The 24401-nt window shown below is 62.3% G+C and carries 21 protein-coding genes; 5 read left to right on the top strand and 16 right to left on the bottom strand.

Annotation, left to right across the window (positions count from 1 at the left end; genetic code table 11):
- Positions 1-27 precede the first annotated feature (27 nt).
- Together groES and ACTAQJ_RS23650 are read right to left on the bottom strand one after the other, a co-directional pair.
- A complete protein-coding gene (gene groES / locus ACTAQJ_RS23655) occupies positions 28-324 on the bottom strand; it encodes a co-chaperone GroES (RefSeq protein ID WP_211711208.1) in 297 nt (98 codons plus the stop codon).
- Positions 325-515: 191 nt separating this feature from the next.
- Positions 516-956 (bottom strand): hypothetical protein, encoded by a 441-nt coding sequence (locus ACTAQJ_RS23650; protein WP_498699830.1) that lies wholly within the window; start codon positions 954-956, stop codon positions 516-518.
- Positions 957-1024: 68 nt separating this feature from the next.
- Here ACTAQJ_RS23650 and ACTAQJ_RS23645 point away from each other — a divergent pair, with 68 nt between their 5' ends.
- Positions 1025-2251, top strand: a complete 1227-nt coding sequence (locus tag ACTAQJ_RS23645; protein ID WP_498699827.1) for a THUMP-like domain-containing protein — start codon at positions 1025-1027, stop codon at positions 2249-2251.
- 6 nt (positions 2252-2257) lie between these two features.
- Here ACTAQJ_RS23645 and ACTAQJ_RS23640 read toward each other — a convergent pair whose 3' ends face one another.
- On the bottom strand, positions 2258-3070 hold the full coding sequence (locus ACTAQJ_RS23640; protein WP_498699826.1) for a shikimate 5-dehydrogenase: 813 nt from the start codon (positions 3068-3070) through the stop codon (positions 2258-2260).
- Between the two features lie 39 nt (positions 3071-3109).
- Positions 3110-3232: a type B 50S ribosomal protein L36 gene (ykgO, locus tag ACTAQJ_RS23635; RefSeq protein WP_011775528.1), complete on the bottom strand. Its 123-nt coding sequence runs from the start codon at positions 3230-3232 to the stop codon at positions 3110-3112.
- A 230-nt stretch (positions 3233-3462) separates the two neighbouring features.
- On the opposite strand from ykgO, the gene ACTAQJ_RS23630 reads away from it, so the two are divergent.
- Positions 3463-4614, top strand: a complete 1152-nt coding sequence (locus tag ACTAQJ_RS23630; protein WP_498699824.1) for a glutamate--cysteine ligase — start codon at positions 3463-3465, stop codon at positions 4612-4614.
- A gap of 50 nt (positions 4615-4664) precedes the next feature.
- Here ACTAQJ_RS23630 and tsaD read toward each other — a convergent pair whose 3' ends face one another.
- From tsaD to ACTAQJ_RS23600, 6 genes are read right to left on the bottom strand one after another with little or no spacing between them, the layout of a single operon-like run.
- Complete coding sequence (tsaD, locus tag ACTAQJ_RS23625; protein WP_498699822.1) at positions 4665-5792, bottom strand: tRNA (adenosine(37)-N6)-threonylcarbamoyltransferase complex transferase subunit TsaD; 1128 nt, start codon at positions 5790-5792, stop codon at positions 4665-4667.
- 37 nt (positions 5793-5829) lie between these two features.
- A complete protein-coding gene (gene rimI, locus ACTAQJ_RS23620; RefSeq protein WP_431115897.1) occupies positions 5830-6309 on the bottom strand; it encodes a ribosomal protein S18-alanine N-acetyltransferase in 480 nt (159 codons plus the stop codon).
- Positions 6310-6322: 13 nt separating this feature from the next.
- On the bottom strand, positions 6323-6994 hold the full coding sequence (gene tsaB, locus ACTAQJ_RS23615; protein WP_498699820.1) for a tRNA (adenosine(37)-N6)-threonylcarbamoyltransferase complex dimerization subunit type 1 TsaB: 672 nt from the start codon (positions 6992-6994) through the stop codon (positions 6323-6325).
- Positions 6994-7554 (bottom strand): tRNA (adenosine(37)-N6)-threonylcarbamoyltransferase complex ATPase subunit type 1 TsaE, encoded by a 561-nt coding sequence (tsaE, locus tag ACTAQJ_RS23610; RefSeq protein ID WP_431115899.1) that lies wholly within the window; start codon positions 7552-7554, stop codon positions 6994-6996. Before tsaE ends, tsaB begins: the two co-directional genes overlap by 1 nt.
- A 44-nt stretch (positions 7555-7598) precedes the next feature.
- Positions 7599-8852: an alanine racemase gene (gene alr / locus ACTAQJ_RS23605; RefSeq protein ID WP_498699817.1), complete on the bottom strand. Its 1254-nt coding sequence runs from the start codon at positions 8850-8852 to the stop codon at positions 7599-7601.
- Between the two features lie 49 nt (positions 8853-8901).
- Positions 8902-9996 (bottom strand): carbohydrate kinase family protein, encoded by a 1095-nt coding sequence (locus tag ACTAQJ_RS23600; RefSeq protein WP_498699815.1) that lies wholly within the window; start codon positions 9994-9996, stop codon positions 8902-8904.
- Between the two features lie 46 nt (positions 9997-10042).
- Between ACTAQJ_RS23600 and ACTAQJ_RS23595 the strand changes: the two genes are divergently transcribed.
- Entirely contained in the window at positions 10043-11440 is a 1398-nt protein-coding gene (locus tag ACTAQJ_RS23595; protein ID WP_498699812.1) for a 6-phospho-beta-glucosidase, read from the top strand.
- Positions 11441-11470: 30 nt separating this feature from the next.
- Here the strand turns inward: ACTAQJ_RS23595 and ACTAQJ_RS23590 are convergent, their stop codons facing one another.
- Entirely contained in the window at positions 11471-12004 is a 534-nt protein-coding gene (locus ACTAQJ_RS23590; protein ID WP_498699811.1) for a GNAT family N-acetyltransferase, read from the bottom strand.
- A gap of 123 nt (positions 12005-12127) precedes the next feature.
- Between ACTAQJ_RS23590 and mshA the strand changes: the two genes are divergently transcribed.
- Together mshA and ACTAQJ_RS23580 are read left to right on the top strand one after the other, a co-directional pair.
- Complete coding sequence (gene mshA, locus ACTAQJ_RS23585) at positions 12128-13372, top strand: D-inositol-3-phosphate glycosyltransferase (protein WP_477514552.1); 1245 nt, start codon at positions 12128-12130, stop codon at positions 13370-13372.
- A gap of 105 nt (positions 13373-13477) precedes the next feature.
- Positions 13478-15166 (top strand): formate--tetrahydrofolate ligase, encoded by a 1689-nt coding sequence (locus ACTAQJ_RS23580; protein ID WP_498699808.1) that lies wholly within the window; start codon positions 13478-13480, stop codon positions 15164-15166.
- 355 nt (positions 15167-15521) lie between these two features.
- On the opposite strand, the gene ACTAQJ_RS23575 is transcribed toward ACTAQJ_RS23580, so the two are convergent.
- The 5 genes from ACTAQJ_RS23575 to glgX form a co-directional block, all read right to left on the bottom strand.
- Complete coding sequence (locus ACTAQJ_RS23575; RefSeq protein WP_498699805.1) at positions 15522-16607, bottom strand: inositol-3-phosphate synthase; 1086 nt, start codon at positions 16605-16607, stop codon at positions 15522-15524.
- Between the two features lie 170 nt (positions 16608-16777).
- The gene (gene mgrA / locus ACTAQJ_RS23570) at positions 16778-17815 is read right to left on the bottom strand and encodes an L-glyceraldehyde 3-phosphate reductase (RefSeq protein ID WP_498699803.1); all 1038 of its coding nucleotides are present in this window, start codon (positions 17813-17815) and stop codon (positions 16778-16780) included.
- A gap of 69 nt (positions 17816-17884) precedes the next feature.
- The gene (treZ, locus tag ACTAQJ_RS23565) at positions 17885-19669 is read right to left on the bottom strand and encodes a malto-oligosyltrehalose trehalohydrolase (protein ID WP_498699801.1); all 1785 of its coding nucleotides are present in this window, start codon (positions 19667-19669) and stop codon (positions 17885-17887) included.
- Between the two features lie 70 nt (positions 19670-19739).
- A complete protein-coding gene (gene treY / locus ACTAQJ_RS23560; protein ID WP_498699799.1) occupies positions 19740-22052 on the bottom strand; it encodes a malto-oligosyltrehalose synthase in 2313 nt (770 codons plus the stop codon).
- Positions 22049-24394 (bottom strand): glycogen debranching protein GlgX, encoded by a 2346-nt coding sequence (glgX, locus tag ACTAQJ_RS23555; protein WP_498699796.1) that lies wholly within the window; start codon positions 24392-24394, stop codon positions 22049-22051. The genes treY and glgX overlap by 4 nt, the downstream gene beginning before the upstream one ends.
- Between the last annotated feature and the right edge of the window lie 7 nt (positions 24395-24401).

The raw sequence follows: 24401 nt of genomic DNA, 5'->3' as shown, positions 1-24401 counted from the left end.
GCGGCTGCGGTGCGGGGCTCCAGGAAGTTACTTTACGACGATCGCAAGGACGTCGCGGGCGGACAGAACGAGGTACTCGTTGCCGCCGGTCTTGACTTCGGTTCCACCGTACTTGGAGTAGATGACGACGTCGCCAACAGTTACGTCAACCGGCACGCGGTTGCCGTTGTCATCGAAGCGGCCGGGGCCGATTGCAACAACTTCGCCTTCCTGCGGCTTCTCCTGTGCGGAGTCCGGAATTACCAGGCCGGAAGCCGTGGTCTGCTCTGCTTCGAGCGGGCGAACAACAATACGATCCTCAAGAGGCTTAATCGAGACCGACACTCGGACTCTCCTTTTCATGAGCTGATTCATGGACTAAGAACTAGGGTGCCGTAGCGTGCAACCGTCGTCGCGGTGCCGGTGGACGCCTGGCGTGATTAGCACCCTCCGGGGGAGAGTGCTAACACGACTCTATGTAAGCGTTAGCACTCGGTCAAGGTGAGTGCCAGAATTTCGTCCTGAGTGAACTCCCGTTACCGGCCAGTGAGGTCGTCCAGATCGTAGTCTTCGCCGTCGTCGTCCTCATCTGTGGGCGCGGATCCGCGGTTCAAATACAGCACGACGGCGGCCGCCAGGGCCACGACGCCGGAGATCACCAAGGCGATAATCCCGCCAATGCGGACCCCGCTGTAGAGGTCGCGGATATCGCGGGCTTCATCAGTAGGGTCATTCACGCTCTTGCCGGTCACTGAGTATGCGGCTGCATTGAATGAGTCCAAGGCGAAGATGACGATCAGCAGGCCAATGCAGATTACAGCGATCACGGCCCCCGCGATCAAGGCAGGGCGGGCAAAAGCGACGAGAGATCTGCCGGCTGAATGCTCTGGAGAATGCTCTGAAGCTCCCGGGCCAGCGGAGTGGTTCCCGCCAGGGTTGTTCGTATCGGAGGGCTGCGGAGCTGCGTTGTCTTCCATGCAAACAACCCTATCGTCGCTGATTCCCAACTCACGGCGTCAAGGCGCGCGCCGTTAGGCTTGATCCCATGTCTCACGCACCGCAGGAACAGATCGCACCCTTGCTGACCACTGAAGGATGGGAACTCCTTGCCTCGCTGGGGCCTTACCGCGAAGCCGAAGCGTTCAGTGTGAACGCCGACCTCCGAAAAGCAGGCCACTCCCCTGAACTCGTGGCCGCGGTACTGACGCAGTCCCGGCTTCGGACCCGCGCCGAGGCCAAGTTCGGCGAGTTCGCCCGCCAGATGCTGTTCACCCAGGCTGGACTTGAGCAGGCGACCCGCCTCAACGTGGCGGCCCGGCACGCCGAGCGTTTTGCCAAGGCCGGCATTTCCCACGTAGCCGACCTCGGCTGCGGCCTGGGAGCTGACTCCATGGCCCTGGCCTCGATGGAGATTGCCGTGACCGCCGTGGAAATGGATGAAACCACTGCCGCCTGCGCCACGATCAACCTCATGCCCTTCCCGCACGCCACAGTGGTGCATTCCGATGCCACATCAGTGGACCTGGACGGGATCGACGGCGTGTGGCTGGATCCCGCACGACGCACAACCTCGACGTCCGGGACCAAGAGGATCTGGGATCCGGAAGCGTTCTCTCCTCCGTTGTCGTTCGTTGAAGGGCTGGCTGCAGCCGGCAGGGCGGTGGGAGTCAAGATGGGTCCCGGGATGCCCCACGATTCGGTTCCGGCGAACTGCGAAGCGCAGTGGGTCTCCGTAGGCGGCGACGTCACTGAGGTCACCCTGTGGTTCAACGCGGTGGCCCGGCCGGGTGTACGGCGCGCGGCACTTGTCATCAGCTCCCAGGGGGCTGCTGAGTTGACCAGCGGCGAGGACTTCGACGGCGGCCCGGTAGCCGCCGTCGGGCCGGTTGAAGGGTTCCTCTACGAACCGGACGGTGCGGTCATCCGCGCAGGCTTGGTGGCCGACGTCGCTGAACGTTTTGGCGGGCACCTGGTGGACGAACATATTGCCTACATCTGCGCCCCGGAACTCCATGACTCGCCGTTTGCCCGCGCATACAAGGTGCTGGAAGTAATGCCTTACAACGTTAAGGTGCTCAAAGCCTGGGTCAAAGCGAACGGCATCACGGTGCTGGACATCAAGAAGCGCGGCACGGCAGTTACTCCGGAAGAACTGCGGAAACAACTGCTTCCATCCAAGCGCGAGACCAAGCCCGCAAAAACGGCCACCCTGGTCCTCACCAGGATTGGCGAGGAAAGAGTGGCCGTGGTGGTGGAGCCCGTGACGTTCTAGGCCGCGTCAGCGGCGGGAGAACTCCGAGGCTTCGCGGACCTGGTCAGCACTCGGGCGGACGCCCGTGTAGAGGACGAATTGTTCCTCCGCCTGGATGGCGATGACTTCGGCTCCAGTGATCACCGGCTTGCCTGCTTGACGGGCAGCTGTGATGAGCGGTGTCTCGGAGGGGAGGGCGACGACGTCGAACACTACCTTCGCGGCGGCAATGGTTGCGTTGTCAAAGGATTGCGCTGTCTCGTCCGCGCCAGCCATCCCCAACGGCGTGACATTAATGATGAGGTCCGCCGTTGATCCGTTGACGTCGTCCTGCCAGCCGAAACCGTAAAAGTCCGCGAGCGCGCGTCCGGTGGTTTCGTTGCGGGCAACGATGGTCACGGACGTAAAGCCTGCATCGCGGAGAGCTGCGGCCACTGCTTTCGCCATTCCGCCGGCTCCACGCAGCAGCACGGTGTGGCTGCTGGGTACTTTGTGGTCCTTCAGGAGCCGGGCGATGGCGATGTAGTCGGTGTTGTAGGCCGTGAGGACGCCGTCGTTATTGACAATCGTGTTGACCGAGTCGATGGCCTTTGCCGACGGATCCATCACGTCCACAAGCGGGATGACGGCTTCCTTATAGGGCATGGACACCGCGGCTCCCCTGATGGGGAGGCCGCGGATGCCAGCCACTGCAAGAGTGATGTCCGCCGGGGCGAATGCCTTGTAGACAAAGTTCAGTCCGAGCAGATCGTACAAATAATTGTGGAACCGGGTCCCGATGTTGCTGGGCCGGGCCGCGAGCGAAATGCACAGGGACATGTCTTTGTTCAGGATTGGCATTCACCCATTAAACAACGGCCTCTTTACGCTGCCGTTCTCTTAGCCCTGGCGGGCCTTCATGCGCGGGTTGTTCTTGTTGATGACGAACGTGCGCCCACGTCGCCGGACGATCTGTGCACCCGGAATCTTCTTGAGGGCACGCAGTGAGTTCCTGACCTTCATGGTTTTTCTCCTTCTTGTTGGTGGGTTGGCTTTGGTGGCTCTTCCGGAAGGATTATAGATGCAAATCATTCTCATTAGCAATTCGCCCTGGCTGTGTCACGGCGCTTAACTTCGCCCTGTCCGCAATCAGCCATGCTCCGGCTGCACTAGACTTGAGCCGACCGCTGACGGCCCCGCAGCGGGTTGCGTCCAGCTGAAAGTCCAGCAGAAACAAGCAACGAGGGGACTACGTGCAGATTGAGTTTGCGCCATCCAGGCAATCGACACTGGGTGTGGAATGGGAGTTGGCGCTCGTCAATGCACGCACCGGGGAACTGGTCTCAGTCGCGAACGACGTCCTCAAGGGTGTCTCCGCGAACCACCCGGACCTCAACGAAGACGACGAACACCCCCACATCAAGCGCGAACTGCTCCTGAACACGGTGGAACTCGTTACCGGAATCTGCGAAACGGTCAAGGAAGCCAAAGAGGACCTTAGCCGCTCCCTCGCCGCTGTCCGCGAAGTCACCGACCCCATGGGAGTGGAAGTGTTCTGCGCAGGCAGCCATCCCTTCAGCCCTCCCCTGCTCCAACCGGTCACCGACAAGGAGCGCTACGCCAAGCTGATCGAGCGGACCCAATGGTGGGGACGCCAAATGGTCATCTATGGTGTCCACGTCCATGTGGGCATCGATCGCCGGGACAAAGTACTCCCCATCCTGGACGGCCTGGTCAACTACTTCCCGCACTTCCAGGCGTTATCCGCCTCCAGCCCTTTCTGGGCTGGCGAAGAAACCGGCTACGCATCCCAGCGCGCCCTCATGTTCCAGCAACTCCCCACCGCGGGCCTGCCGTTCCAATTCGAAACCTGGGAAGCATACGAGTCCTATGTCCAGGACATGTTCACCACCGGTGTTATTGACGCCATCTCTGAAATCCGTTGGGATATCCGGCCAGTTTCCAACCTGGGAACTATCGAGATGCGCATTTGCGATGGCCTCGCCACCTTGGAGGAAGTGGGCGCGATCGCCGCACTGACGCAGTGCCTCGTGGACGAGTTCTCCTCCATCCTCGACGCCGGCGGAAGCATCCCCACCATGCCGCCATGGCACGTCCAGGAAAACAAGTGGCGTGCCGCCCGTTATGGCATGGAAGCCATCATCATCCTGGATGCCAAGGGCAACGAGCAGTTGGTCACCGAGCACCTCGCAGAAACCGTCGCCCGGTTGGAACCCGTGGCAGCCAAGCTCGGCTGCTCTGAAGAACTGGCCGACGTCATGAAGATCATCGAACGCGGCGCCAGCTACCAGCGCCAGCGCCGTGTGGCCGCCGAACACAACGGCGACCTGCAGGCAGTGGTCATGGACCTCGTACAGCAGATGCGTAAAGGCCCCGACGCATAGTTAGTGCAACGCGCAGTTGGCTGGAACGCGTAGTTGCTGAAAGGCGTAACCTACGCAGCCACCGACACCGTAGTAACGGGCATGGAGGAATCCGGTGCGAAGGCTATTCCGCTGGGCCCGATTCCGGCCATGATCAGTTGGGCACCAAGGGCTGCCACCATGGCACCGTTGTCCGTGCAGAGATCCAGCGGCGGCACATGAAGCTTGATGCCCGCCGACACGCAGCGTTGACCAGTCAATTCACGCAGCCGCGAGTTGGCGGCAACGCCTCCACCAAGGAGCACGTCAGTAATACCGTTCTCCTTGCAGGCCAGGACTGCCTTTGAACTGATGACGTCCACTACGGCTTCCTGGAATGCCGCTGCGATATCGGCTACAGGTACTTCCTCACCGCGGGCTTCGAATTGCTCCACGCATCTGGCCACCGCGGTTTTCAGGCCGCTGAAGGACCAGTCGTAGCGGTGCGGTCCCTTTTCCTCCGCCGTGCCCATGTATTTGGGCTGCGTGAGGCCGCGCGGAAAGCGGATGGACTTGGGATTGCCCTGGCGTGCGAGTTTGTCGATGGCTGGACCGCCGGGGTAGCCAAGGCCCAGGATCCGGGCCACTTTGTCGTAGGCTTCGCCGGCGGCGTCGTCGATGGTGGAACCCAGGAGTTCCACGTCATCTGTGATGCTGCGGATACGGAGGATCTCCGTGTGGCCACCCGAAACCAGAAGTGCACCGAGGTTCTGCGGCAACTGGCCGGCACCCAAGCCGGCGCCAGCACCGGCGTCGGGCCTTGAATCCAGCAGCCCCACGCCAACGTGCGCTACGAGGTGATTGATCGCGTAGAGCGGCTTGCCCGTGGCGACGGCCAGGGCCTTCGCGGCGCAGACACCCACCATGAGGGCGCCGGCCAGGCCGGGACCGGAGGTGACAGCAATGGCATCGATGTCCTCCAGGGTCACCCCGGCTTCATGCAGCGCTTCCTGGAGCGTGGGGACAAAGGCATCCAGGTGGGCGCGCGAAGCGATCTCCGGGATGACGCCACCAAAACGCACGTGCTCGTCCATGGACGAGGACACCGTGTTGGTCAGCAGCGTTGTACCGCGCACGATTCCGACGCCCGTTTCGTCGCAGGACGATTCGATGCCCAGCACCAACGGCTGCTTCGGCTGTTCCGGATAAGCGCCGCTCACGGGTTGGCTCCTTCTGTGGAATGTGGCTTATTCAGTGTCATGAGTTATTCAGTGGCAGGCGCATGATCAACGCGTCCGTCCCGTCCCGGTAGTACCGGGGACGGACGTGGATCTGTTCGAATCCGAAGCGCAGATACAACTGCTGTGCACGGGGGTTGTCAGCGCGCACCTCCAGGAGGACGTCCGCCGCGCGACGCCGCCGCGCCTCTTCAATCAGTTCGGTCAGGATCGCTGAACCGATGCCCTTGCCTTCAAATTCGGGAACGACGGCGATCGTCTGGACGTCCGCGATCGGCTCGATGCACATCAAGCCGGCGTATGCCACGATCTGGCCCTCAACCTCGGCCACCACATAGCGGCGTGTTTCGGGCTGGGACAACTCGTCGAAGAACATCTGCAGGGGCCAAGCGTCCACGGGGAACAACCGCTGTTCCAAGGCTTCCACGGCCGGGACGTCAGCCTCGGTCATGTCGCGCAGGGAAACTCCTGCGAGCTCCAGTTTGGGTGAAAGTTTCATCGTTTCCCTTTCATCACAGGGCACGCTTCCTGGGACCCGGCACCTGGGCGTCCGATTCGCGCAAGTACAAAGGTGTGGAATCCAAGAGTTCCTGCCCGGCGGTCAACCGGGCCAGCGCCACCTGGCCAAGGGAGGCCGCGTCCGGTTGGGTGTCGGCAAAGTCTTCGTCCGCACGGAGGACGTCGGCGTACAGACCAGCGCCGGCCCCGAACACGGGCAGGTCCGGCAATTCCGAGGCGAAACCCACATGCGGTCCGTCGATGAGCTGGGGAAGCTGGTTCTCCTCCAGGACGTACCGCGCCCAGTAGACCTCTTTCCGCCGGGCGTCAGTGGCCACCAGGAATTCAGGAACAGCGGCAGTTGACTCCGCTACTTCGAGGGCGATCGCATCAAGGCTCATCAGGCCATACAGCGGCTTGTTCCAGACGAAAGCCAGGGTGCGTGCGGTTGCAATACCCGAGCGCAACCCGGTAAACGGTCCGGGCCCCACCCCCGTGACGATCACGTCAATGTCCGCGCCGGTGACCCCTGCTCCGGCCAGGAGCTTCTCGATGCCGGGAGCAAGGACTTCGGCGTGGCTTCGCGTGTCCTCAGTCGCGAAGGAATCCACCACGCCTTCCATGGCGACGTCCGAAATCAGCGCAGCACTGGCCACTGCAGAGGTATCAATGGCCAGGATCAGCATCAGTGGCCTCCTTCGGAGATCGTGGTTTCAAGAAGCTTCGGTGCCTCGGCCCAGCGTGGGCCGAAACCGCGGAAGACGATGGTGCGGGGTTCGTCGTCGTCATCAGTGTCAAAATCCAGGACCGTCCCGCTGTCCGAGACATTGGTGGCCGACACGCCTACGCTACCCACAGACCGGTGAAGATCCACTTCCAGGCGGCTGTCCGAGAGGTGCTCCACGCGGTCCCTCCCCCACTCCACCACGGTTACGGACGAGTCCATGGTGTTCTCAAGATCAATGTCATCGATCTCAGCAGCTGATTCCAGCCTGTAGGCGTCGACGTGGACCAGGTCCGGACCACCCGGGCGCGGTCCATCCGGAAGGTTGGGATGGATCCGAACCAGCACGAAGGTAGGCGAGATGATCCCGGCACGTACGCCCAGGCCCTCTCCCAGCCCCTGGGTGAAAGTCGTCTTCCCCGCACCCAACTCTCCGGTCAGGACAAGGAGGTCCCCCGCCTCAAGTACCCCGCCCAGTGCTGCGCCGAGCGCGTGGGTCTGCTCCGCCGTCGTGACCTTCAAGCGGCGTTCCCATAGCGGTTCCCTTGGTTCGATCAGTGGTATGTTCACAGCGTCGCCGACTCCGATGCTGTCTGGGTGCCGCGTTGTACCTCAGGGACCGCCGGAGCCTCGTTGACGTAGCTGCGGGGCACCCGCGGGCTTATGCGGGTGACGATCTCATAGTTGATGGTTCCCGCTGCAGCCGCCCAGTCATCCGCGGTGGGGCCGCCATCGGCGCCGTCGCCGAACATCACGGCTTCGCTGCCCTTGAGTCCGGCCGCTTCTTCAGGGGTGAGCGGTCCAAGATCAATCACCATCTGGTCCATCGCGATCTGGCCCACCACAGGGTAGGTGACGCCGTTGACGCGAACTGGACCGCCCGTGGCGATGCGGGGGACGCCATCGGCATAGCCCAAGGGAACCAGGCCCAGCGTGCTCTCCTGGCTGGTGTGGTACTTCAGGCCGTAGGAAACGCCTTGCCCTTGCGGAACCTTTTTACAGTTGGAGAGGAGCGTGCGGACGGTCATGGCAGCATGCAGGCCAAGTTCGGCGGAGGTAACCCCTTCAAAGGGCGACAACCCGTAGATGCCGAGCCCGACGCGGATGAGGTCGAAGTGCGAATCGGGCCGGGACAGTGCTGCGGGAGTGTTGGCGATGTGCCTGACCTCGGTATCAACGCCGGCATCCTCAGCGATGGCGAGTGCGTCGCGGAAAACCGCCAATTGCTGGTCCGTTTCGGGCCGGTGCGGCTCGTCGGCGACGGCAAGGTGGGAGAAAATGCCCACAACGCGAAGCAGGCCTTCGTCCTGGTGTTCCATGGCCTGGCCCACCAACTGGTCCCAGTCTGCGATGGGGCAGCCATTTCGGCCCAGCCCTGTATCCACCTTCAAATGGACCCGGGCGGGACGTTCTTGTTCGCGGGCAGCCGCCACCACGGCGTCGAGTTCCCAACCGGAAATCCCGACGTCGATGCCGGCGGCAACTGCGGCTTGGAAGTTGCTTTCACGGGTGTGCAGCCAGGCCAATAAAGGTGCCTCAATGCCGGCGGCCCGCAAGGCGAGCGCCTCTGAAATGTGGGCGACGCCGAGCCAGGCCGCTCCGGCGTCGAGGGCTGCACGTGCCACCTGAACCACGCCATGGCCATAAGCGTCAGCCTTCACCACAGCCATGACGGAGGCCGGGGAGGCGATCGCGACAAACTGACGAACGTTGTGCCGCACGGCCTCAAGATCGATCACGGCGGAACGCTCAAGCACCGCTGACTTTGCTATGGAGGTCCTGGACCCGATCCCGATATCTGCAGCTGCTTCGTAAGTCACCCTAGAGATTCTAGTGGTGTGGGTGAAGAGGGGTTAACTGCCGGCTCTGCTACTGGGCATCTGACAAGTGGGCGATCGTGGCGCGGGCGCGCCGTTGGGCTTCGGCGGGGATGTCCTTCACGATCGGCTCAAGGAAGGCGAAACGCCGCAGCCACTGGCTCGATTGGCGTTCCTTCCGTGCGTTGGCACGCTGCCACCAGTCCGCGATGTCGCCCCAGCCGGGCGCAGCCAGGGAACCACCCACTTGTTGTACGGCCAGTGAGGCACAGAGGTTCGCGAACCGAAGGCGGTCCCCCAATCTCCACCCTGCCAGGCACCCCACAATGAAGGCCGCGCCGAAACAATCGCCGGCGCCCGTCGGATCGTACGCATTCACGGGCAACGACGGCACCCATTCCTCTTCGCCCGTCTCTGAGTCCACGGCCATGGCGCCCTGTGCTCCGAGCGTCACCACAGCTACCGGAACTCGATCCGCCAAGGAATACAGCGCCGCCCAGGGATCGCTCTTGCCCGTGAATGCCATGGCCTCCGGCGCATTGGGAAGGAAAGCGTAAAAGTGTTCGAGTTGGTCCAGCCTGCGCTGTGACCACTCTCCGCTGGGGTCCCAGCCCACCACACCGAAAAGTTTGGTTCCCGATGTCTTCGCCGCCAGCATCCACGGTTCCAACTCCTCGCCCAGGTCCGCGACGGCGGCGAGCGCCTTGGGTGGCTGCCCGATCAGGTCCGAGGCCTTGATCGGCGCCGGGTGCCCGTGGGTGACCATGGACCGATCCTGGTTCACGCACATGGAAACCGTCACCGGCGAGTGCCAGCCCGGGACACGACGCGACAGGGACAAGTCAACATGCTCCTGGCTTTCAAGGATCTGCCAGTTGTAATCCCCGTAACCGTCGTCGCCAAAGGCTGCCGCCAGGTTGGTCCTCAGGCCAAGCCGGGCCGCGGCGATCGCTTGGTTGGCAACCCCTCCCGGGCAACTGCCCATGCCTTCGCTCCACACTTCAGTGCCCGGCTCGGGAGAGTGCGGAAGTCCCGTGAAAATAATGTCTTGGAAGACCGTTCCTGCCAGGAGAAGGTCGCATTGGCCGTCGCCGTCCGTGCGCACGGCGGCAAGGGGATCAAAACGTCGCTGGGGCATTGCGTCCATGCACGGCACACTACGCTGCGCCCTCCGGGCTGCATAGACTCGGACCATGCGGCTCATGATCGCCGGTGGCGGCGGATTCCGGGTACCCCTTGTGTACCGTGCCTTATGCACGGGTCCGTTCGCGGGACTCGTGCACGAGGTGGTGCTCTACGACGTCGATCCCGCACGTCTCGCCGCCATCCAGGCAGTCCTCCGCGATATGCCCTCGGCGGAAGGCTCCCGGCCCGCCGTCGTGATTTCCACGGACTTGAGGAAGGCACTCACTGGCACCGACATGGTCTTTGCGGCGATCCGCCCCGGCGGGACGGCAGGCCGGATCGCCGACGAACGCGTGGCCCTGGACCTCGGTTTGCTGGGCCAGGAGACCACGGGCGCAGGCGGCATCTCCTACGCCCTCCGCACCATTCCGCACATGCTGGAGCTCGCCGAGGGAATGCGGCGCTATTGTCCGGAGGCGTGGCTCATCAACTTCACCAACCCCGCCGGCATGGTGACCGAGGCACTTGTGCCGGTGCTGGGGCGAAAGGTCATTGGCATCTGCGATTCCGCCGGCGGCCTGGTTCAGCGCGCGGCACGGGCCGCCGGTTCACCCCTCCAAGAAGGAACGCTCGACGGCGTGGGCTACTTCGGGTTGAACCACCTCGGCTGGCTTTACCGGCTGGCGCCCGGTGGCCGGGACCTGCTGCCCGGACTGTTGTCGGATCGTGGGGCGCTGGAAACGATCGAAGAAGGGCGTTTGTTCGGCCAGCACACTCTGGACCAACTCGGTTGCCTGCCCAATGAATACCTTTACTACTACTACGCCACCGAGCAAGCGACGGAAGCCATCCTGAAGCAGCGCGAAACGCGCGGGGCGTCCATCCACCAGCAACAGAGCTCGCTCTACCCTTCCCTCGCGGAATCCTCGGACGCCTACGCCATGTGGGATGCGGCCCGGCGCTCCCGTGAGGAAGGCTACCTGGCCGAAGCCCGCACGCACGGGGAGCAGCGCGACGAGGAAGACCTCGCCGGGGGTGGCTACGAGCGTGTGGCGTTGTCCGTGATGCGGGCTCTATCCGGAGGTGGGACGGCCCAGCTGATCCTCAATGTGCCCAATTCACCCGTCGCCGACTCTGTGCCACCCGACGCTGGCTCTTCGGCAAGTGAGGCGGAAGTCGCCGTACCGGGGTTGCCGGGGGACGCCGTCGTCGAAGTTCCCTGTGAGGTGACGCCCGACGGCGCCGTCCCACTTCCGCAGGAACGGCCCGGAGGCCAGTTCCTCACCTTGATGCAACACGTCAAGGAAGTGGAGCGGCTGACGGTCCGGGCAGTGCGGGATGGTGACCGTGACGCGGCACTTCAGGCCTTTGCCGCCCACCCGCTGGTAGGTTCGGAATCGCTGGGCGCTGAACTCCTTGACGGCTACGAGGCAGCCTTCCCGGAACTGCGGGAACTCTGGACGTGACTTCCCAGCGTTCCTAACTTCCCAGGGCTCCTAGAGCTTCCGGTACATCACGTGCAGGCCAACGTACCCAATTTCGGGGTGGTTGAAGGCCTCAGGAACCGTGGCCAGGATGCGGAAACCCATGGATTGCCACAACCACACCGCCCGGACGTTGCTCTCCACAACAGCATTGAATTGCATGGAGCGGAATCCTGCCGCTTTGGCTTCGTTTAGGGAGTAGGCACACAGCGCCCGTGCAATTCCCTGGCCCGAATGTTTGGAGCTCACCATGTACCCGGCGTTCGCCACATGACTGCCGCCACCGGCCTGGTTCGCATGGAACTCGCCGGTGCCCAGGATTTCGCCTCCCTGACGGGGCCCGTCCGCAGTACGCACGGCCACGAACGTTCGGCCGGGCGCTTCCTTCATCCACTTGGCACGGGCAGCTTCTTCAGTGGTGTCACGGTCCCACGTGAAGGTCTCCCCCTCGCGGAGGATGGGCTCCATGAGGGACCAGATGCCGGGCCAATCTTCGGGCGTGGCTGGGCGGATGTCGAAAAGGGTTTCTTGGCTCACAGCGCACACGTTAGCAGCCTTGTCCACATAGCCCTGATCGGCGCCATGTAGTGCTGGGCTTCAGGAGTAGTGTTTTCTGCAGGGCAAAAGTGGTTTGGCTTCACAAGTTAGCTTCATACGAAGGAGGAAAGTGTGCCGTTGATCCGCCGCGTGGCATTCCTTTCACTGCACACCTCCCCCATGGAGCAGCCAGGGGCCGGTGATGCTGGTGGGATGAACGTCTATGTGCGGGCTTTGGCCATGGCGCTGGCCGAGTCCGGTGTGGAGGTAGAGATCTTCACCCGTTCCACCAAAGCCGGCCAGGCCGCCGTCGAGCATCCAGGACCCGGCGTGTGCGTCCACAACGTGATGGCCGGACCCCGGCGGAAAGTCCCCAAGGAAGAATTGCCTGCCCTGCTCCACCAGATGGTGGAGGAAATCGATCGGATCCGGCAGCAGCAGCCCCACGGCCGTTACGATGCCATCCATTCTCATTACTGGGTGTCCGGGGTTGCGGGGCTGGAATTGTCTGAGCTCTGGGGTGTTCCGTTGGTCCACACCATGCACACCATGGCCAAGGTCAAGAATCTTGTTCTCGAATCCGGCGAGCGTCCCGAACCGCGGCGTCGGGAGGACGGCGAGCAGCGGATTGTTGATGGGGCTACCCGCCTCATCGCCAATACTCCAGCCGAGGCAGAAGAGCTCGTCTCCCACTACGGAGCCGATATCGACAAGATCGACGTCGCACCTCCCGGCGTGGATCTCAAGGTCTTCACACCATCCTTCCGTCGCAAGTCGCGCGGCCAGCGGGACGTCAGGCCGGACAGCTTTCACATTCTGTTCGCAGGCCGGATCCAACGGCTTAAGGGTCCCCAGGTCTTCGTCAAAGCAGCTGGTCTCCTGCGGAAGCGCAGGCCGGACATCGATCTGGAAATGACCATTCTGGGTTCGCTCAGCGGCGCCAAGGACTTCAACCTGCAGCACATTATCGAGGAGGCCGGGCTGGCCGACGTCGTCACGCATCGCCCGCCGGTTGTAGCGCCCGAGCTCGCCAGCTGGTTCCGCTCCGCCGACGTCGTGGTGATGCCCTCATTCAGCGAATCCTTCGGCCTTGTGGCCTTGGAAGCACAGGCGTGCGGGACCCCCGTGGTGGCCACCAACGTGGGTGGGCTCTCACGCGCCATTTCCGATGGCCGGACAGGCATCCTCGTGGATGGTCACGATCCTTCCGACTGGGCTGATGCCCTCGAGGATTTGTACGACGACGTACAGACACGCGAGGACATGGGCCGTTTAGCCGCGACCCATGCCGAATCCTTTGGCTGGCAGCGCACTGCTGCGATCACCTTGGAAAGCTATCGCGAGTCTGTTGGCGGCCTGCTGGTCCCCCGGCGGTGAACCTCACGCAGTTACCCGCTGGTGACTGATAGATTGTCGCGCACAGCGTAGGCAGGGCGCAGAGCGCCAGCCCACACAGCGGAAGCACTAAGCCGAAGGACAACGATGTCTGAAAACAAGGGCCTGAGCGATCTTGAGATAGCCCACAACGCCACCATCCTGCCCATCGAAGAGATTGCGCGACGAGCGGGCATCAACGTGGACGCACTGGAACTGTATGGGCCTTACAAAGCCAAGATCAATCCGGCAAAGCTTGTGCTCCCTGAGGGCAAGGCGCCCGGCAAAGTGGTCCTCGTTTCAGCCATGTCCCCCACGCCTGCGGGCGAAGGCAAATCGACAACCACTGTAGGCCTTGCCGATTCCCTCGCACGCGCCGGCCACAAAGTGATGATCGCACTCCGCGAACCGTCACTTGGGCCGATCCTTGGCATGAAGGGAGGAGCAACCGGAGGCGGCTACTCCCAGGTACTGCCCATGGACGATATCAACCTCCACTTCACTGGCGACTTCCACGCCGTCACCTCGGCCAACAACGCCCTCATGGCACTCGTGGACAACCACATCTTCCAAGGCAACCACCTCGGAATCGACCCCCGCCGTATGACGTTCAAGCGGGTCATCGACATGAACGACCGATCCCTGCGGGAAATCATTATCGGGCTAGGCGGTCCCGCCCAGGGCGTACCCCGGCAAGATGGCTTTGATATCACAGTGGCCTCCGAAATCATGGCCGTATTCTGCCTCGCCGCGAACTTGGACGACCTCCGGACGCGCTTGGGCCGGATCACCTTCGGCTATACCTTCGATCGCCAGCCGGTAACCGTTGCGGACCTTGGTGTGGAAGGTGCCCTGACATTGCTCTTGAAGGACGCCATCAAACCAAACCTTGTGCAAACCATCGCCGGGACGCCGGCGCTGGTCCACGGTGGGCCCTTCGCCAACATTGCCCACGGGTGCAACTCGCTCATCGCAACGCGGACTGCCCAGCAACTTGCCGACATCGTGGTCACCGAGGCCGGATTCGGCGCGGACCTGGGTGCCGAAAAGTACATGGACATCAAGTCGCGCATCGCTGACGTGGCGCCGTCCGCCGTCGTTGTTGTGGCAACGATCCGTGCGCTCAAGATGCAAGGCGGAGTTCCAAAGGAGAACCTCAGCGAGCCCAACGTGGACGCCGTGGCCGCTGGGGTGGAAAACCTCAAACGACATGTTGGAAATATTGCCAAGTTCGGCATTTCGCCGGTCGTCGCCATCAACAAATTCGCCACCGACACCGACGAAGAACTTCAGTGGCTGCTGACGTGGTGCGCAGCGGAAGGCGTGGAGGCCGCCGTCGCCGATGTCTGGGGCCGTGGCGGCGGAGGCGACGGCGGGGATGAACTCGCGTCCAAGGTGGCAGCGGCAGTGCAAGGGCCGTCAAATTTCCACCACTTGTACCCACTGGAACTTTCTGTGGAGGACAAGATCCGGACGATCGTGCAGGAGATCTACGGCGCCGACGGTGTGGAATTTTCCGTCCCGGCACAGAAGCGGCTCGTGGACATCCAGAAGAATGGATGGGGCGGGCTCCCCGTCTGCATGGCCAAGACGCAGTACTCATTCACCGACGACGCATCCAAGCTTGGGGCGCCAAAGGGATTCCGGGTACACGTGCGCGAACTCATTCCAAAAACGGGCGCGGGGTTCATTGTCGCCCTGACCGGAGCCGTCATGACCATGCCCGGCCTGCCCAAAGAGCCGGCCGCCATGCGCATGGACGTCGATGCCGACGGCAAGCCCACGGGCCTCTTCTGACCTTCTCTCACATCCAGGCCAATTTCCACCGATGCTCTATCACCTCCAACGGCATTCCCACCGATGCTCTATCACGTCCACCGGCATTCCCACCGATGCTCTATCACCTCCACCGGCATTCCCACCGATGCTCTATCACCTCCAACGGCATTCCCACCGATGCTCTATCACCTCCAACGGCGTTCGCACCGATGCTCTATCACGTCCACAGGATCCCAAAAGGGTGACGGTAAGTGAGAGAAGGACCGCCCAAAAGCGTCAGGATGTGAGAGAGCATCGGAAGCACAAAAGACGCCTTCCCACGCAAGTGGGACGGCGTCTTTTGTTAGCGCCCGGGCTTTAAAGGGCGCGGGCTTTAGCGCTCGATGTCGCCGCGGATGAAGGCTTCCACCTTGTCGCGGGCGATGTCGTCGTTGAACTGCTCCGGCGGGGACTTCATGAAGTAGCTGGACGCGGAGAGCAGCGGGCCGCCGATGCCGCGGTCCAGGCCAATCTTGGCGGCGCGGATGGCGTCAATGATCACACCAGCGGAGTTCGGGGAATCCCATACTTCGAGCTTGTATTCCAGGGAAACGGGGGCATCACCGAAGTTGCGGCCCTCAAGGCGGACGAAGGCCCACTTGCGGTCGTCAAGCCAGGCAACGTAATCGGACGGCCCGATGTGGACGTCGTCAGCGTGAAGCTCGGCCTCAACGTTGGAGGTGACGGCCTGAGTCTTTGAGATCTTCTTGGACTCCAGACGATCGCGCTCAAGCATGTTCTTGAAGTCCATGTTGCCGCCAACGTTCAGCTGGTACGTGCGGTCCAAGGTGACGCCGCGGTCCTCGAACAGCTTGGCCATCACGCGGTGAGTGATGGTGGCGCCGATCTGGCTCTTGATGTCGTCGCCCACGATCGGCACACCGGCTGCAGTGAACTTGTCAGCCCACTCCTTGGTTCCGGCAATGAAGACGGGGAGAGCGTTGACGAAGGCCACTCCGGCGTCGATGGCGCACTGGGCGTAGAACTTGGCAGCCTGCTCCGAACCAACGGGCAGGTAGCAAACCATGACGTCTACCTTGGCTTCGCGGAGGGCAGCAACGATGTCGACGTCTTCCTCGGGAGCTTCGACGATGGTCTCGCGGTAGTACTGGCCCAGGCCGTCAAGGGTATGTCCACGCTGAACGGTGACCCCCGTGGCAGGGACGTCGGCGATCTTGATGGTGTTGTTTTCGCTGGCGCCGATGGCGTCGGCCAGGTCCAGTCCAACCTTCTTGCTATCAACGTCGAAAGCAGCAACGAACTGAACATCGTTGACATGGTACTGGCCGAACTCGACGTGCATCAGACCCGGGATCGTGGCCTTGGGGTCAGCGTCGCGATAGTACTGAACACCTTGGACCAACGATGCGGCGCAGTTTCCTACGCCGACAATGGCAACACGAATCGGATGTGAAGACACGGAACTCCTTTTGAGAACTAAACCTCAGGTGCCAGGCGCAAACTCCGACTGAGCTCAGAGCACGACTGATTGGCACGGCGCCAGTTGGCGCACACTTGCATTGTAGCCAACAGAGAAGGGGCCGGCTTTGTTCCCGCCGACCCCTCCTGTTTTATGTCTTTCCCCCTGGTTTACTCCTGCGCCCACAGATTGATGTCGGATTCGACGGCGAATTCGTCGATCGCAGTCAGCTCATCAGTGGTGAACTTCAGGTTGTTGATGGCACTCAGAGTGTCTTCAAGCTGCGAAACGCTGGAGGCCCCGACAAGCGCGGATGTTACGGGAGAGCCCTTTGGCTGGTCACGGAGAATCCATGCAATGGCCATCTGCGCGAGGGTCTGTCCACGGCCCTCGGCGATGGCGTTGAGTCCCCGAACGCGGTCAAGCTTGTCCTCCGTCAATGCGGATTCGGAGAGGAACCGTTCCTTGGCGGCCCGGGAGTCAGCCGGAACACCATTGAGGTAGCGGTTGGTCAGCATCCCCTGGGCAAGAGGCGAGAAGGCAATGGAGCCGGCGCCCACCTGGTCCAGTGCCTCGTAGAGGTTCGGCGAACCATTCTCGGTCCATCGGTTCAGCATGGAGTAGCTGGGCTGGTGGATCAGCAGCGGCGTGCCGAGTTCCTTCAGGATCCGGGCTGCCTCGAGCGTTTGCTCGGGGGTGTAGGAAGAGATGCCTGCGTACAAGGCTTTGCCGGACCGGACCGCGTAGTCCAGCGCCCCCATGGTTTCCTCCAAGGGCGTCTCGGGGTCGGGACGGTGGCTGTAGAAGATATCCACATAATCCAGGCCCATACGCTGCAGGGACTGGTCGAGGCTGGAGATCAGGTACTTGCGGGATCCCCATTCACCGTACGGGCCCGGCCACATGTAGTAGCCGGCCTTCGTGGAGATGACGAGCTCATCACGGTACGGCTTGAAGTCGTCCTTCAGGTGGCGCCCGAAGTTCGTTTCTGCCGATCCATCCGGCGGACCATAGTTGTTGGCGAGGTCGAAGTGGTTGACACCCAGATCAAACGCACGGCGCAGGATGGCGCGCTGTTCGTCGAACCGCTTGTCGTCGCCGAAGTTGTGCCAAAGGCCCAGCGAGATAGCGGGGAGCTTGAGACCACTGCGTCCGACGCGGCGGTAGGGCATGGTTTCGTAGCGGTTTTCCGCAGCCGAATAAGTCATACGTACCATCCTGCCACTGCACAGATCACCGTGTTGGGGCTGTCCGCAATGTGGGCGCCGTCACCCTTGTCACTGCTCACTTTGCTGGACACGCACGACGGCGGCGCTCCCGCCCGGAAGGGTCAGCGAACCGTCGTCGAGGACTGCTTCGGTGTCGGTTGCCAGCAGCAGGGACCCACCCATAGGCGAATCCAACGGCTCGTCTCCAAAGTTGCACACCACGCGGATGGTGCCGCGGGTCATCTCCAGCCAGTGCTCGTCGTCGTCGAACTCCACCGTGGTCTCGCCAAAACCACCGTTCACGAGCTCCGGCGTATTCCGGCGCAGCTGTGCTAAATCCCGATACAGCTGCAACAGGCGGGCGTGGTCCCCGGCGCCGGGCTCGCTCCAGTCCAGCTTTGAGCGCTTGAAAGTTTCGGGGTCCTGGGGATCGGGCACAACGGCAGGATCCCAGCCCATCCGTTCAAATTCCTTGATCCGACCCTTCGCTGTGGCCTCCCCCAGTTCCGGTTCGGGGTGGGAGGTGAAGAACTGCCACGGCGTGGAAGCCCCAAATTCCTCGCCCATGAAAAGCATGGGCGTGAAGGGGGATGTCATGGTCAGCACTGCGCCGATCGCCAACCGACCAAATGACAGTGACGCAGTTAGCCGGTCGCCGGTGGCACGGTTGCCGATTTGATCGTGGTTTTGCAGGCAAACTACCAAGGCGGAAGGATGCGCGAGGTCGTGCCGGATCGGCCGGCCGTGGTGACGTCCCCGAAAACTCGAGTAGCTGCCATCGTGGAGGAAGCCGTGCTCAAGGACTTTGGCGAGGACAGCGAGGGACTCGAAGTCGGCGTAGTACCCGGTGGTTTCACCGCTCAGGTTCACGTGCAGGGCGTGGTGGAAGTCGTCGCTCCATTGGCCTTCCAAGCCATAACCGTTGTCCTTGCGGGGATAGATGAGCCGGGGATTGTTCAAGTCCGATTCTGCGATCAGCGTTTTGGTAACCCCGGTCTCCGCTTCGATCTGGTCTCCCAGCGCGCCAAAGTCCTCAAGGATGTGCACGGCACGTTCGTCCCGCAGGGCGTGCACGGCGTCGAGCCTGAGCCCGTCTACGTGATAGTCGCGGAGCCACATCGCGGCATTCTCCAGGATGTAACGGCGCACCTCGTCGGACCCAGGACCATCGAGGTTTACCGAATCACCCCACGTGTTGCCTTCCCCGGATTTCAGGTAGGGGCCAAATTTGGGAAGGTAATTGCCGCTGGGTCCAAGATGGTTATAGACCACGTCCTGGATGACCCCCAAGCCAGCGGCGTGTGCAGCGTCGACGAACCGTTGGTAGGCCTCCGGGCCACCGTAGGGCTCGTGGATGGCGTACCAAAGCACGCCGTCGTAGCCCCAATTGTGAACTCCGTTAAATGCATTGACCGGAAGCAGTTCAATGAAGTCGACGCCCAAGTCCACCAAGTAGTCCAGTTTCCGGGCGGCAGCGTCAAGTGTGCCTTCGGGAGTGAACGTGCCCAGGTGGAGCTCATAAATGACGGATCCTTTGAGGCTGCGACCCTTCCACGCCCCATCCCCCCACTGGTAGGCGGCAGGGTCGAAGGTAGCGGACAATCCATGCACCCCGTCCGGTTGCCACCTTGAGCGCGGATCGGGAAACGGTCCCTCCCCGTCCACGATGTAGCCGTACGCAACCGCGTCGCCTTCCTGGCCTGTGACCTCGGCGGACGCGCGCCACCAACCTGTAGCGCCGCCGTCGTGAATTTGTTCCATGGCGTGCTCGCTGCCTCCGGCGAGCAGCTTCACGGATCCGGCGTTGGGCGCCCAGACGTCGTAACGATTTTTTCCAGCAGCGTGCTCCAGCATCGTGTCCCCTGTGCTTGTTTTAGCTTGCGTTGCAGTGGCGGTGTTGGTGGGTGTTCGTGTTTTCAGCGGATCAGTCAGCGGGCACCAGCAGTGCCACCGGGTAGTGCTCCAGCAGCGTGGCGACCGCGACCGAACCGGCGTCGTATGTAGTCCCGGTCAGTTCGTCGTGGCAGTTCACCGGCAAGTCGATGGCCGTGTCCCGCCAACCGCCTTCCCGCGCAAGGCGCTTGGGCAGCCGCGTGCCAACAGCGATGGCGCCGGGCGCGTCCACACCGCGGCTGAAGGCAACCACGTGCTCCGCTGCCGCGCCGCTCGCGTGCAAAGGCCCGTAGCCGCCGAACAGCTCTGGCCGGTCCCGACGCAACCTGAGCGCCCTGGACACCACCAACAGTTTGGCAGCTTCCTCCGTGAACTCAGGCCGCGCACCAGCATCGAGTTCCGCGAGCGCCGCGGTCCGGGCTTGGAAGTCCACTGGTCGCCGGTTATCGGGGTCAGTCAGTGACCCATCCCGGAACTCTGTGCCCTGATAGACATCCGGAACGCCGGGCATGGTCAATTGGATGAGCTTGGCTGAGAGCGAGTTCGAAGTTCCATAAGGTTCCAGTTCCTCGACGAAATTCTCCAGCGCGGCAGCGACTTCGGGGACGTCAAAAACGGCGTCGACGGCGGCAGCCAAGTGACGCTCGAAGTCAAGGTTGGGGTCGGTCCAGTTGGTCGAATTTCCGGCTTCGCGGGCGGCCTTGAGCGCATACGATTGGAGGCGCCCCCGATCGGCGGGCCAAGCGCCGGCAATGGACTGCCAAACAAGGGCGGCCAGCGGACCGTCCGGGATGGGCGCCAGCTCCTGGACAGTGCCAAGGAAGAGTTCCCATTCGGGGACAGATTCGGAAATGACCGAAATCCTGGCCCGGGCGTCCTCGCTGCGCTTGGTGTCGTGGGTGCTCAGCGTGGTCATGGAGAGCGGGATCTCTGCCTGACGACGTGCCATGCGCTCGTGGAACTCATCAGAGGAAAGCGCAAATTCAGTGGGATCGGCGCCCACTTCGGTGAGCGTCCCCAAGCGGGTGTAGCGGAAGAATGCGGTGTCCTCCACACCCTTGGCCATAACCATGCCGGAGGTCTGTTGGAAACGGCGGGCGAGTTCCCCAGTGGTATCAGTCAGGAGAGGCCTCAGCCCGTTCAGCACAGACCGGAGCCCCGGCCTATCTTGACCGGCGCGTTCCATGGCTTCTTCCAGGATCTCCTGGCCGTGCGGAAGGTAGGTCCTGTAGACGGGGAACCAGCAAATAATCTCGGCCAGGGCATCGGCTACCTCGGCGCGCGGCAATTCTGGCGACTCAGGAACAAGCCGGGACAACCGGAGGATTTCAGACCTCAGGATGCCATCGGCGATGCGCCGTTTGGTCCCGTGGATCATGTCCGCATAGTCAGCCGGCTGGCCTGCATCGCGCAGCCGGGCATCGAGGGAGTCCAGGTATTCCTCGGCTGCTGGGTCCACGAACAGGCGGTCTACGTCCGCCAGCGCGTCATATCCTGTGGTGCCTTCGCAATCAAAGGTTTCCGGCAGTTTCTCTCCCGGCTCAAGGATCTTCTCCACCAGGAGGTACGCCCCGCGCGTTTCCTTGCGAAGCCTTGCCAGATACCCTTCAGGATCCGCCAGCCCATCGGGGTGATCGATCCTGAGACCATCCACCAGCTCTTCGCGGAACCATCGCACGATTTCCTCATGCGCCTCATCGAAGACCCACGGAACCTCGACACGGACGCCTGCCAGTGTGTTCACGGCGAAGAAGCGACGGTAGTTCAGTTCGGCGTCCGCCCGGCGCCAGCCCACCAGTTCATAGTGCTGTCGCGCATGAACGTCTTGGGGGCTGTCTCCGTCAGAGAAGCTGCCCTCAGCCAACGGGAAACGGTGATCGTAGTAATGCAGTTCACCGTCCACCACAGTGAGTTGCCCGAGGTCCTCATCGCTGCCGAGCACGGGAATACGGATCTTCCCGCCGCCGAAGTCCCAGTCGACGTCGAACGCTTCCGAGTACTTGGACGAGCGCCCCTCCTTCAGGAGCTGCCACCACCAGGCATTCTGTCCTGGCGAGGCGACACCCATGTGGTTGGGAACGATGTCCGCCAGGATGCCAAGTCCCTTCGAGCGGGCGGCCTTGGACAACGCAGCCAGACCCTCGGCTCCACCCCGGGCAGGATCCACGGACGAAGGATCCGTGACGTCATAACCGTGGTCTGATCCTTCCTCCGCTGTGAGGATCGGCGAAACGTAGATCCAATCGACCCCAAGGTTGTGCAGGTAACCGGTGAGTTCCGCGGCGTCCTGAAGCGAAAAGCTTCGGCGGATTTGCAGCCTGTACGTTGAAACCGGGGTCCTCATGAGTCCGCCTTCTTCGAAGTACGGCGCTTGCGTGCGGGTTTTGATTCCCCAACGGGCGGATCTCCCCCGTCGGAAGCGCTGACAGCCTCTGACGCATCCACAGACCGAGCGTTCGCCGACGAATCCGAGGGCAGCGAGTTCACCGCAGGAGCGGTGAGCGAAGCCGTTTCGGGTGTGTTTGTCTGACTGAGCGCAGCAAGGGAGGCTGCCACTGAATGGTCCGGCTCAGACTCTGGCGTGCTGTGGGCACGAAGCACTACAAGCGACTTCGCCGCGATCATCAGGATCTGATCCGCCTTCACGACGTCTGAATCAGCGCCTTCACCGCCGGTGTCGATCATGACGTCCCACGCAGGGGCATATTCGTCTGATGGCACGCGGAACCCGACCTCGTCCTCGTCCGCATTGAAATACAGCAGGAAATTGACGTCGGTGATCCGGCGGCCCTGTGTATCCCGTCCGTGGATACCGTCACCGTTCAAGAACACTCCAACAGAACGGCCCAGCGCGGTGTCCCAATCCGACGGCGTCATGGTGCTGGCATCGGCATCCAGCCATACGATGTCCGGAAGCCGCTCACCCTCGCCTCGCAGCACGGGCCGGCCGTCGAAGAATCTGCTTCGGCGGAGGCTGGGGTGTTTGGCCCGCAGGGCGCTAACAGCAGCCGTGAACTCCACCAAGGGCTGGTCAACGCTATCCCAATGGATCCAGGTGAGCTCGGAGTCCTGACAGTAACCGTTGTTATTGCCGTGCTGCGTTCTTCCAAGTTCATCGCCGTGCAGGAGCATGGGAACGCCCTGCGACAGGAAGAGCGAGGCGATGAAGTTCCGCTGCTGGCGGGCCCTGAGACCTAGAACCTTGGGGTCATCCGTGGGGCCTTCGACGCCACAGTTCCATGAGCGGTTGTGCGATTCGCCGTCGTTGTTGCCCTCACCGTTGGCCTCGTTGTGTTTCTCGTTGTACGACACGAGGTCGGCCAGTGTGAAGCCGTCGTGGGCCGTGACGAAGTTGATCGATGCCACAGGCCGGCGCCCCGAGTGTTCGTAGAGATCGGCAGAGCCTGTAAGACGCGAGGCGAATTCACCAAGCGTGGAGGGCTCTCCGCGCCAGAAGTCGCGGACAGTATCCCGGTACTGGCCATTCCATTCCGTCCATTGGGGCGGGAAGTTGCCCACCTGATATCCGCCCGGACCGACGTCCCATGGCTCGGCGATGAGCTTCACCTGGGACACAACGGGGTCCTGCTGGATGAGTTCGAAGAAGGTTGACAGCTTGTCCACGTCGTAGAATTCGCGGGCCAGCGTGGACGCGAGGTCGAAACGGAACCCGTCCACGTGCATCTCCGTCACCCAGTAGCGGAGCGAATCCATCAGCAGCTGGAGTGAATGCGGACTGCGGACATTCAACGAGTTGCCGGTGCCGGTGTAGTCCATGTAGTACTTTTGGTCGTTCTCCACCAGGCGGTAGTACGCGGAATTGTCGATGCCCTTGAAGGACAACGTGGGCCCCAGATGGTTGCCCTCAGCCGTGTGGTTGTAAACGACGTCCAGGATGACTTCGATCCCGGCGTTGTGCAGGGATCGCACCATGGCCTTGAAGTCCTGGACCTGCTGGCCGGTATCACCCTTGGAGCTGTAACTGTTGTGCGGGGCGAAGAAGCCGATGGTGTTGTAGCCCCAGTAGTTGTTCAGGCCCTTATCCTGCAGGATGCCGTCGTTGACGAACTGGTGCACGGGCATGAGCTCGATCGCAGTAATACCCAACTTTTGAAGGTGGGAGATGACTGCGGGGTGGGCGACACCGGCGTACGTTCCGCGCTGTTCCTCGGGAATCTCTGGATGCAGCTGGGTAAGTCCTTTGACGTGGGCCTCGTAGATAACCGACTTGTGGTACGGAATCTTTAGTAGTTTGTCGCCGTCCCAGTCAAAGAACGGGTTAACGACGACGCCCAGCATCATGTGCGGCGCGGAGTCGGCGTCGTTCCGGGAGTCCGGGTCCCCCATGTTGTACGAGAACAGTGCCGGGTCCCAGTCGATCTGCCGGTGAATGGCCTTGGCATATGGGTCCAACAACAGCTTGTTGGGGTTGAACCGTTGGCCGGCATCGGGGTTGTAAGGTCCGTGCACCCGATAGCCATATTTCTGTCCCGGTTGGACTTGCGGCAGGTAGCAGTGCCACACATAGCCGTCCACCTCGGTGACATCTACGCGGACTTCCCCGCCGTCGTCGTCGAAGAGGCACAGTTCCACTTTCTCGGCCTTCTCGCTGAACAGCGCGAAGTTGGTGCCGGTGCCGTCAAAGGTGGCTCCAAGCGGATAGGCCGATCCAGGCCAGACTTCCATGCGTTCT

Source organism: Arthrobacter sp. alpha11c (assembly GCF_054149985.1).
The sequence above is the reverse complement of the archived record's forward strand: the minus strand, read 5'-3'. Positions and strand labels throughout refer to the sequence as shown.